Genomic DNA, 10353 nt, shown 5'->3' on the forward strand with positions numbered 1-10353 from the left:
CGTCCCTTCGCCGAGCCGCACGGACGGGAGTCCGCGCCGGCGGTCCCGCCGACGCCGGTGTCGCGCTGGTGGATCATCCGGGACGTGCTGCGGGCTGCGCTGCTGCCGCACCGGGTGAAGTCGTGGTTGATGCCGTACGCGGCCCGGGTCGTCCTGGCCGCCCTGCTGGCCGGTGTCGCGGCCGGTCTGCTCGGCATCGAGCAGACCTACTGGGCGGCGGTGTCCGCGGTCTCGATCCTGCAGGCGACCAGCACCGCTGGTTCGGTTCCGCGGATGCTGCAACGGGTCTGCGGCACGGTCCTCGGAGTGCTGGTCGCGGTGGCCGTGCTGCACGCCGGGCCGCCGGTGTGGGTGCTGGTGGTGCTGCTGGCCGTGCTGCAGTGGGGTGCGGAGATGACGGTCACCGTCAATTACGCGTTCGGCCTGCTGTTCGCGACACCGGTGGCGCTGCTGGTCAGCGCGCTGGGAACCGCCTCCGACCCGGGCGTGCTCGGCTGGAACCGGTTCTGGGCGACGCTGCTGGGCGCCGCGATCGCGGTGGCCGTGGCCTGGGCGCTGCCGAACCGCGCGTGGTTGTCGCGGGTGCAGGCCGCGCTGACGCGGGTGCGCAGGTTGAGCGAGTCCCGGCCGCTGCAGCCTGCGCGGCTGCGCTCGGCGCTGGTCGAACTGCACGAGGCCCACGACGTCGCCGCCGGTGAGGTGCGCCCGTCCGAGCTGCCGACCGAGGAGCTGCTGGAGCTCTCGCACCGGGCCTACGCACTGCTCGACGCCACGCCCGCCCGCCGGTAGCCGGGCGAGTTTGCGCCCGCCGGGCTCCGGGCACACCGGGCCCGGAACCGCCCGACCGGATCGCGACCCGGAAATCGCGGGCCGATCCAGGAAGCGGAGGCGACATGAACTACGACGAGTTCCTCGCAACGGTGCGCCGGCGGACCGCGCTGCCGGACAACGCCGAAGCCGAGCAGACCACCCGCATCGTGCTGTCCACGCTCGGTCAGCGGCTGGCCGGGCAGGAACCGCGCGACCTGGCCGACCAGCTTCCCGAACAGCTCAAGGACCCGCTGCTGGAACGCACCGGCTCGGCCGAGAACCGCGACGACTTCGGCGACTTCCTGGAACGGATCGCCGATCAGGAAGGCCCGAACTCGAACCCGGATCTCGCGCGGGAGCACGCGCACGCGGTGGTGGGCACGATGGCGCAGTTCGTGAGCCGCGGTGAACTCGAAGACCTGCGCTCGCAGCTGCCGTCTTCGTACGCGCCGCTGTTCGGCTGAACGGCGCCCGGCCAGCAGTACCCCGGCAGGCAGTATCCCGGCAGGCAGGAAGGAATGGCGATGACCGAAAGCGTGCAGAGCAGTCCGCAGTGGCAATCGTTCGTCGGCGAGGTCCGCCGCGCCTCCGGCGTCGAGTCGACGGCCGAGGCCGAGACGCTGGTGCGCGCCACGCTGCGCACCCTCGGCGAGAGCATCACCGCCGGTGAGCTGGACGAACTCGTGGAACCGCTGCCGAAGGAGGCCCGCGACGCGGTGCACGACCGCAGCGGCCAGGCCCGCCAGGTGGACAAGAACGGGTTCCTGGACCGGGTCAGCGCGGACATCTACACCACCGACCTCGACACCACCGAGCAGCAGGTCCGAGCAGTGCTCTCGACGGTGCGCTCCTGGACGGAGCCGGGGGAAGTCGACGACACGGTGGCCCAGCTACCGAGCAGCATCGCCGCGCTGTTCCGCGGCTGAGCACGAGGCCCGGGCCGAGCTGCGAGGACGGCCCGACCGCGTGCCGCCGATCCGATCCGGCGGCACGCGCTGCTGTGCGCAGCCGGTGATCTCGCGGATCAGCGGGCGGACGGGAAATCGGGCTGCCGCTTCTCGGCCAGCGCGGCGGCGCCCTCGGGCACGTCCGGCCCCATGAAGCAGAGCATTTCGTAGGCAGCGGACTGGTCGAAGATCGGCCCGGCCGTCTTGAGCCAGTTGCTCAACGCCCGCTTGGTCCACCGGATCGCCGGTTGCGATCCGGTGGCCAGCCCGTCCGCGACCCGCAGCGACTCCTCGAGCACCTGCTCGCGGGGCAGCGCGCGGCTGACCATGCCGATCCGCTCGGCTTCCGCACCGCTGAGCATTTCGCCGGTGAGCAGGTAGTACCGGGCCTTGGCCATGCCGCACAGCAGCGGCCACAGGATCGCGGCGTGGTCCCCGGCGGCGACGCCGAGCTTCACGTGGCCGTCGCCGAGCTTGGCGTCCTCGGCGCAGATCGAGATGTCGGCCAGCAGCGCCACGACCGTTCCGGCGCCGACCGCGACGCCGTTGATCGCCGAGACGACCGGCTTCTCGCAGTTGATGATGTTGTAGACCATGTCGCTCATCTCGGAGAGCATCCGCGAGACGCGGTCGTGGTCCCCGGCCATCCGCTGCACCATGTCCAGGTCGCCACCGGCGGAGAACGCCTTGCCCGCGCCGGTCACCACCGCCACCCGCGTTTCCGGGTCGGCCGAGACATCGGCCCACACCCGGGCGAGTTCGTTGTGCATCTCCTCGTCGGTGGCGTTGTACTTCTGCGGCTGATCCAGCGTGATCAGCAGAACTCCGTTGTCGCGGCGCTCGAAGCGGAGTTGCCGGTAAGCGGAGAAATCCATGGCGGTCCTTCCCTGGGTGCGGATCAAGCGGGCGTGCCGAGGCGGGTGAACAAGCCGCGGGAGAATTCGTCGGCGGCCTGCTCGCGGGCCTTGTAGTGGATCTTCTTGCCGGTGGCGGTCACCGGCAGCGAATCGACGAGCCGGTAGGCGCGGGGGCGCTTGTAATCGGCCAGCATCGGATGCTCGCGGCAATGCCGCTCGCACTCTTCGGCCGTGAGGGAGCCGTCGGCGGGGACCACGTAGGCGACGACGAGGCGGCCCCAGTGCTCGTGCGGGATGCCGACGACCATCGAGTCCTCGACCGCGGCGTGCTCGTTGAGCACCTCCTCCACCTGCACCGGGTGCACGTTCTCGCCGCCGGAGACGATCATGTCGTCCTTGCGGCCGACGATCGTGACGAACTCGTCGGCGTCCCAGGTGGCCAGATCGCCGATGTAGAGCCAGCCGCGGTGGAACTTGCCCGCCTCCTGCTCCGGCGCGTTCGCGTAGGCGTAGCCGCACTTCGGGGAGCGGACGATGACCTCGCCGACCTCGGTTCCGTCGCGGGCGACGGTCTCGTGCGGTTCGGCGAGCCGGTCGCCGAGCACCCGGACCACGGCCATGTCGTCGTCGGTGCAGGCCCGGCCAGCGCTGCCCGCGTGCTCCGGCAGGTCGGCGGGCCGCAGGAAGCTGTTCCAGAACGCTTCCGTGGTGCCGTAGCCGTTGAAGATCCGCGGGCACAGGACCTGCTGGTAGCGCAGCGCGGCTTCCGCCTCCAGCGGCGCTCCCATCGTGACGATGCCGCGCAGGCTGGAGAGCTCGCGCGGGCGCGCGGACTGCTCCGCGGCCAGCATCGCCAGGTTCGTCGGCGCCCCGATGAGGAAGGTGATGCCGTGCCGCTGCACCTGGTCCAGGCACTCCGCCGCGTCGAACGTGCGCGTCGGAACTACCTGCGCACCCAGGTAGAACGCCGGGTTCGGGCCGCCGGCGTAGAGCCCGCCGCGGTGGAACCACGGCGTCATGTTCAGCGTGCGGTCCTCCGGCGAGAGCAGGAAGTGCATGATCACGTCGTGCGCGCTGAAGATCTCGATCATGCTGTTCAGCGGCACTCCCTTGGGCATCCCGGTGGTGCCGGAGGTGTAGAGCCGGGTGGTCTCGTCGTAGACCGTGCGGGAGGGCGCAGGCGGCTCGGCCCGGTCGCTGATCAGCGCCTCGAACGGTGTCGCGCCGGGTGTTCGCCCGCCTGCGGCCACCACCAGATCGGGCCGGTGCTCGGCGTGCTCGAGCGCGGCGGCGACGGTTTCGGCGAGCGCGGCATCGTGCACGAACACGCGCGGGCGGCTGTCGTCGAGGATGAACGCGACCTCGCCCGCCGAAAGCCGGAAGTTGATCGGCGCGCCGACCGCGCCCGCCGCCTGCGTGGCCAGGTAGAGCTGCGCGAACTCCGGGCCGTTGTGGAGCTGGTAGACCACCACGTCACCGGGTTCGACACCGGCCGCTGCCAAGCCGGATGCCAGCCGGTCGACCCGATCACCGAGTTCGGCGTAGGTGAATTCGGCGCCTGTCGACGGGCAGTGCAAGGCGATCCGGTTCGCGTACCGGTGGGTGTTGCGCCGGAATCCGTTGAGGTAGGTGAAATCGCGCTCGATGAACTCGCGGTACGCCGCGGGGTCGTAAGTGGTCATGCTGATTCCCTCCGCATCGAGGTGCACGGCTGCTGACTCGGCCGTTCCGGTGGCGCCGCGGCCCGGATCAGCTCATCGTGAGGCCGCCGCTGACGCTGACGGTCTGCCCGGTGAGGTATCCGGCCTCGTCCGAGGCGAAGAACGCCACGGTGTTGGCGAGATCGGCCGGATCCGCCAGCCGCCGGAACGGGATGGCCTTGATCAGCGATTCGCGCAGCTTGGGGTCGTCCCCGCCGATCGAGGCGAACAGCTCGGTGTCGGCAGGGCCGGGGCACACGCAGTTCACGTTGATCTTGTTGCGGGCCATCTCGCGGGCGAGGGTCTTGGTGAACGACACGACACCGCCCTTGGCCGCCGAGTACACCGCCTCCCCGGAGGAGCCGACCCTGGCCGCGTCCGATCCGAGGTTCACGATCGACCCGGACTGCTGCTCGATCATCATCGGCAGCGCCGCCTTGGTGGTGTGCAAGGTGCCGAACAGGTTGATCCCGACGATCTTGTGCCAGTCGGCGGCGTCGGTGTCGACGAACGGTTCGGCCTTGTCCCAGCCCGCGTTGTTGACCAGCACGTCCAACCGGCCGAACCGTTCCCGGACCTGCGCGAGCATCGCCTCGACCGAGTCCGCGTCGGCGACGTCGGTGCGCAGCCCCACCCCGCCGACGGCTTCCGCGGTGGCGTTGGCGGACTCCCCGTCGATGTCCGAGACCACGACGGTGGCGCCTTCGGCGGCCAGCTTCTCGGCGATGGCCCGGCCGATGCCGCGGCCCGCGCCGGTCACCGCGGCGATCTTGTGCTCCAGTCGTCCCATTTCGTCTCCCAACCCGGCTCAGGGAGCCAGCTGCCGCCCGAGCCGCTCCCGGGCGATGATCAACTTCATGACCTGCGCGGTGCCGTCGCCGATCTGCAGGCCGAGCACGTCGCGCAACCGCTGCTCCAGCGGCAACTCGGTCCGGTAGCCGTACTGGCCGTGCAGCAGCAGGCAGTTCTGGATGGCCTCGAACGAATCCTTCGGCGCGAGCCACTTGCACATCGCGGCCTCCGCGGTGTGCGGCATCCCCCGGTCCCGCAGCGAAAGCGTCCGGTAGCACAGCAGACGCGCCGCGGTGAGCCGCGTGTCCGCCTCGGCCAGCGGGAACGAGACCCCTTGGAACTTGCTCAACGGCTGGTCGAACGCTTCGCGCTCGCTGACGTAGCGCCAGGTCTCGGTGACGCTGGCCTGCGCGGCTCCGACGCACTGCAGGCCGATCAGCGCGCGGCTGAAGTCGAAACCCCGGAGCACCTCGGAGAATCCCTTGCCCTCCGCACCGAGGAGGTGCTCCGCAGGAACCCGCACGCCGTCGAAGTGCACCGCGCCGCGGCCGACCGCCCGCGTGCCCATGTCCGAATAGGACTCGCGGGTCACCCCGGGCAGGTCCAGCGGCACCAGGAACGCGCTGATGCCCTTGCCGCGCACCTGCTGCTCGCCGGTGCGGGCGAACACGACCGCGGCGGCCGCGTCGCCGCCGAACGACAGCGACTTGGTGCCGGTGAGCAGGTAGTCGTCGCCGTCGCGCCGTGCGGTCAGCCGCGGCATCCCGGCGTCCGAACCGGCGTGCGGCTCGGTCAGGCCGATGCCGACGATGTGCTCCCCGCGGCAGATGCCCGGCACCCAGCGGGCGGCGACCTCGGAAGCGGCGTCGCTCGCGAGGATCTGGCCGACCAGCGAGCCCACCACCTGCAGGTAGGCCACCGAGAAGTCACCGCGGGCGATCTCTTCGGTGAGGATTCCGGAGGTGACCCGGTCCAGGCCGCGCCCGCCGATCTCGACGGGCAGTTCCGGCGCGATGAAGCCGCGATCGCCCATCTCCCGGCGCACCTGCGGCTCGACGGATCCGCGCTGTTCCCGCTCCCGGTAGTGCGGCGCGAGCCGTTCGGCGGCGAACCGGCCGGCTTCGTCGCGCAGGCGCAGCTGGTCTTCGGTCAGCGTGACGTCCATCGGCTACTCGATGTCCTCGCGGGTGGTCATGGCCCTCCTCGGTGAGCGGATCTTCAGCTAAGGTGAATGCATGTTCAGCGGAATTGAAGATTGATTCATCGGGCCTGCGGTGTCAAGGACGCCGGCACGACCGGCGCCGGACACCCGCCCGGCCGGTGCGCACCAGCGCCCGGGAAGATGAACTCGGCGTTCACCGATGTGCAGGGAGAACCGCGTGCCCACGCCCACCAGGTCGGAACCGCAAGATCCGAACGAGGCCGCCCGCGCCGCGCGCTCCGAGTGGCGCCACCGGCAGCTGCTGGACGCGGCGGCCCGGCTGATGGAGCGCGACGGCTTCCACGGGGTGTCCATGCAGGCGCTCGCCGCGGAGGCCGAAGTCAGCGTCGGCCTCATCTACCGCTACTTCGGCGGCAAGGACGACCTGCTGCTGGCGGTGATCGTCGACGTGCTGGACGCCTTCGCGGCACAGGTGCCGCCTGCCGTGCGGGCGGGGACCGATCCGGTGGAGCGGATCGCCGGTGCCTTCCGCGCCTACTGCGAGGTGATCAACGCGCATCGGCACGCCGCGGTGCTGACCTACCGGGAGAGCAAGTCGCTCGGCACCGAGGGCCGCGCGAAGATCAAGCGGCTGGAGATCGAGACGAGCGAGCCGCTGCGGGAAGCGCTGCGCGCAGGCGTCGCCGGTGGCCTGCTCACCGACGTGGACGTGGAACTGGTCTCGCAGGACTTCCTGCTGCTGGCCCACGGTTGGGCGTTGAAGCGCTGGTACCTCGGGCAAACGATGGATTTCGAGGAGTACGTCGTCAAGCAGACCGCGTTGCTGCTGGGCGCGATCGTGCGCACGCAGCACCGGGATGACTACTCGCACCTGCTGCGACCGGCGGGCTGACGAACCGCGAACCGGTTTACGGCTGATCGCGCGGATGATCGGCTGCGGACGGCGAACGCCGACGTGCAGGGAGGAACGACATGCGAGCGGTGCAGATCACCGAGCTGACCGGCCCCGATTCGGTGCGGGTCGCCGACGCCGAAGACCCGGCGCCAGGTCCGGGCCAGGTGCTGATCGAGGTGCGCGCGGCCGGGGTGACCTTCCCGGACGTGCTGATGACCCGCGGCGAGTACCAGATCAAACCGGAGCCGCCGTTCGTGCCGGGCTCGGAAGTCGCAGGTGTGGTGCGCGAAGCGGCCGAGGGCTTCGAGCAGGGCCAGCGGGTCGCCGCCTTCCCCGGCATCGGCGGTTTCGCGGAGCTGGCCGCGGTCGACGCCGAGCGCGTGTTCCCGCTGCCGGAGCAGGTGTCGTTCGACGCCGCGGCCGGGATGCCGATGAACTACCTGACGGTGCACTTCGCGCTCGCCCGCCGCGGCCGGTTGCGCGCCGGTGAGACCGTGCTGGTGCACGGGGCTTCCGGTGGCGTGGGCACGGCCGCGGTGCAGCTGGCGAGCGTGCTGGGCGCGCGGGTGATCGCCGTGGTCTCCCAGGAGTCCAAAGTGGAGGCTGCGCGTTCGGCGGGCGCGCAGCACGTGGTGCTCGCCGAAGGATTCCGCGACGCGGTGGCGGAACTGGTCGGCAAGCGCGGCGTGAACCTGGTGGTCGACCCGGTGGGCGGCGACCGGTTCACCGACTCGTTGCGCACCCTGCGCGACGAGGGACGGCTGCTGGTCATCGGCTTCACCGCGGGCGAGATCCCCACGGTGAAGGTGAACCGCCTGCTGCTGAACAACCTCGACGTCGTGGGCGTCGGCTGGGGCGCGTTCTGCGGTTCCCGACCGGAATATCCGCGGCAGCAGTGGCAGGAGCTGTTGCCGCACGTGGAATCCGGCGGGTTGCGCACGCTGGTCGGTTCCACCCACCCGTTCCAGGACGCCGCGCACGCGCTGCGGGAACTCGATCAGCGCCGAGCGGCCGGGAAAGTGCTGCTGCGGCCCTGACCGACTCAACGCGCGCGGACGGTTCCCAGCTGTGCCAGGTGCAGGTTGGTGGCGGCGAACTTCGGCGCCACCGCGCGCAACGTCTCGATCATGACCTCGGTGGCGGGCGTCGGAGTCCGGTTCACCGGCCGGGCCAGCAGGATCCGCCGGGCCGGCGCCGGTCGTCCCCGGGATTCGAACGCGATCAGCCGCACGTCGTGGCGGCGGTTGGTCAGCGCGAGCCGCGGCGCGATGGCGATGCCGAGTCCGGCGGCCACCATCGCCTGCGCTTCGTGGTAGTCGTGCGACTCGTAGGAGATGTCCGGTTCGAAGCCCGCCAGCCGGCAGCTGCGGTGCAGCACCTCGGCGACCGGGTTCTCCGTCCGCGTGATCCACTTCTGGTCGGCCAGCTCGGCCAGGTCCACGCCGGAGCGCTCCAGCAGCTCCGAGTTCGCGGGCACCACCAGCACCATCGGATCGTCCAGCAGGTGCGTGACCCGCAGCGCCTCGTCCTCGACGCGGTTCCACTCGTAGTCCCACAGGATCGCCAGCTCCACCTCTCCCGCGTGCAGGAACTCCTGCAGTCCGGCCAGCAGCGACGAGCGCACGGTGACCCGCACGCCCGGGTGCTTGCGGGAGAAGCGGGTCAGCGCCAGCGGCAGCAGCGAGGAGCTGGCGGTGGGGAACGAACCCATCCGCAGCGAACCTTCGGTCAACCGCGCGAACGAATCCAGGTCGGCCTGCGCGCCGCGCAGTTCGCTGCGGATGCGGCGCCCGCGCGCGGCCATCGCCTCGCCCGCGCCGGTGAGCCGCACCCCGCGCGGCAACCGTTCCACCAGCGGCTGGCCGGACTCCGCCTCCAGCCGCGAGAGCTGCTGCGAGGCGGCCGACGGGGTGATCGCGAGCGCGTCCGCGGCCGCGCTGATCGAGCCGCGATCGGCCGCTTCGGTCAGCAGCAACATGCGGCGCACGTCCATGATCTCTCCTCCTGCCTTTAGTAGTACTTAAGTCAGGGTAAGCGACGGGACATTGTGGTAACAGCTCGCCGTTGTCAAAGTCGTCGGCACTCGAGCGCGGCGATCGGCGCCGCTGCGGCAGGAAGGGGAGCCACCGTGCGGGTACCGGCGAGCCTGGTGCGGGGCGGCACCAGCAAGTGCTGGCTGTTCGACGCCACCGCGTTGCGCAACCGGATGGAGCTGGACCGGCCGAATCTGGACCGGCTGCTGGTCGACGCCTACGACGCCGGCGATCCGGCGCACGTGGACGGTGTCGGCGGCGCCACCCCGACCACCTCGAAGGCCGCGTTCGTGCGGCCCGGCGCGGGCGTCGACGTCGAATACCTCTTCGGACAGGTCGGGATCGGTGTCGCCGGCGTCGAATGGGGCAGCAACTGCGGAAATTGCGCCACCGCGATCGCGTTGTGGGCGCTCGCCCGCGGTCTCGTCGCGCCCACCGGGGACACGACCCGGGTGGTGCTGCGCAACGTCAACACCGGTGCCGTGCTGGAGGCCGATGTGGACACCGGCGGCGGCCGGGTGCACGAGTTCGGCACCGAGACCGTGCCGGGCACCCGGGCGGGCGGCGTCGGCGTCGGGCTGGCCTTCGTCGATCCGGCGGGCGGGACCACGGGCAGCACGCTGCCCACCGGTCGCGCGGTGGACGACCTGTCCGTCGACGGAACGCCGGTGCGGGTGAGCATGATCGACGCGGGTGCGCCGATGGTGCTCGTGGACGCGGTTTCGCTCGGGCTGACCGGGCAGGAGCCGATCACGCGCGAGCGCACCGAGCAGTTGCGCCGGATCCGCCGGGCCGCCGGGGAACGGATGGGCCTGCCCGGCGGTGACGCGATCCCCAAGGTCGGAGTCGTCGGCGGGCCGGAGCACGGCGCCGACGTCTCGGTGCGCATGTTGTCGATGAACTCTCCGCACCCCGCGATCGGCCTGACCTCGGCGGTCGGGGTGGCCGTGGCGAACTCGCTGGACGGGACGGTCGTCGCCGCGCGCTCGGACGCTCCAGGCGCCACACGGCTGCGCATCGGCACGCCCGCCGGTGCCGTGGCGGTCGACTGCGCCGATTTCCACGACGGACCGCCGCGCCGAGTCACCGTCCGGCGCGCGGCCCGAATCCTCTGCGACGCCGAGATCCGGGTGCCGGAGACGACCGCAACCCGCCAC

11 protein-coding genes are annotated in these 10353 nt (G+C 71.2%); 6 read left to right on the forward strand and 5 right to left on the reverse strand.

The genetic code is table 11. The annotated features are described in order from the left end of the window. From IJH84_RS20590 to IJH84_RS20600, 3 genes are all read left to right on the forward strand, one after another. Nucleotides 1–789: FUSC family protein (locus IJH84_RS20590; RefSeq protein ID WP_295147792.1), on the forward strand; the 789-nt coding region annotated here is incomplete at its 5' end. A 104-nt stretch (nt 790–893) separates the two neighbouring features. Further along, on the forward strand, nt 894–1274 hold the full coding sequence (locus IJH84_RS20595; RefSeq protein ID WP_295147795.1) for a DUF2267 domain-containing protein: 381 nt from the start codon (nt 894–896) through the stop codon (nt 1272–1274). A 60-nt stretch (nt 1275–1334) separates the two neighbouring features. Then, nucleotides 1335–1736 (forward strand): DUF2267 domain-containing protein, encoded by a 402-nt coding sequence (locus IJH84_RS20600; RefSeq protein WP_200069234.1) that lies wholly within the window; start codon nt 1335–1337, stop codon nt 1734–1736. 98 nt (nt 1737–1834) lie between these two features. Here IJH84_RS20600 and IJH84_RS20605 read toward each other — a convergent pair whose 3' ends face one another. The 4 genes from IJH84_RS20605 to IJH84_RS20620 all read right to left on the reverse strand — a co-directional run bounded on the left by IJH84_RS20605 (nt 1835) and on the right by IJH84_RS20620 (nt 6271). Continuing rightward, entirely contained in the window at nt 1835–2632 is a 798-nt protein-coding gene (locus tag IJH84_RS20605; protein WP_200069233.1) for an enoyl-CoA hydratase/isomerase family protein, read from the reverse strand. A gap of 23 nt (nt 2633–2655) precedes the next feature. Next, a complete protein-coding gene (locus IJH84_RS20610) occupies nt 2656–4296 on the reverse strand; it encodes a class I adenylate-forming enzyme family protein (protein ID WP_295147801.1) in 1641 nt (546 codons plus the stop codon). A gap of 67 nt (nt 4297–4363) precedes the next feature. After that, nucleotides 4364–5104 carry an SDR family NAD(P)-dependent oxidoreductase gene (locus tag IJH84_RS20615; RefSeq protein ID WP_295147803.1) on the reverse strand — a complete coding sequence of 247 codons (741 nt, stop codon included), beginning with the start codon at nt 5102–5104 and terminating at the stop codon, nt 4364–4366. A gap of 18 nt (nt 5105–5122) precedes the next feature. Beyond that, the gene (locus IJH84_RS20620) at nt 5123–6271 is read right to left on the reverse strand and encodes an acyl-CoA dehydrogenase (protein ID WP_295147814.1); all 1149 of its coding nucleotides are present in this window, start codon (nt 6269–6271) and stop codon (nt 5123–5125) included. A 214-nt stretch (nt 6272–6485) separates the two neighbouring features. Between IJH84_RS20620 and IJH84_RS20625 the strand changes: the two genes are divergently transcribed. Both IJH84_RS20625 and IJH84_RS20630 read left to right on the forward strand, forming a co-directional pair. Continuing rightward, nucleotides 6486–7160 carry a TetR/AcrR family transcriptional regulator gene (locus IJH84_RS20625; protein ID WP_295147824.1) on the forward strand — a complete coding sequence of 225 codons (675 nt, stop codon included), beginning with the start codon at nt 6486–6488 and terminating at the stop codon, nt 7158–7160. Nucleotides 7161–7240: 80 nt separating this feature from the next. Beyond that, on the forward strand, nt 7241–8200 hold the full coding sequence (locus tag IJH84_RS20630; RefSeq protein WP_295147827.1) for an NADPH:quinone oxidoreductase family protein: 960 nt from the start codon (nt 7241–7243) through the stop codon (nt 8198–8200). 5 nt (nt 8201–8205) lie between these two features. Here IJH84_RS20630 and IJH84_RS20635 read toward each other — a convergent pair whose 3' ends face one another. Further along, nucleotides 8206–9156 carry a LysR family transcriptional regulator gene (locus IJH84_RS20635; RefSeq protein WP_233626979.1) on the reverse strand — a complete coding sequence of 317 codons (951 nt, stop codon included), beginning with the start codon at nt 9154–9156 and terminating at the stop codon, nt 8206–8208. 135 nt (nt 9157–9291) lie between these two features. Between IJH84_RS20635 and IJH84_RS20640 the strand changes: the two genes are divergently transcribed. Then, a partial coding sequence (locus tag IJH84_RS20640) for a PrpF domain-containing protein (protein ID WP_295147832.1) occupies nt 9292–10353 on the forward strand: 1062 nt, incomplete at its 3' end.

It is taken from the genome of Saccharopolyspora sp. (genome assembly GCF_017434145.1).
GTDB lineage: Bacteria > Actinomycetota > Actinomycetes > Mycobacteriales > Pseudonocardiaceae > Saccharopolyspora_C > Saccharopolyspora_C galaxeae.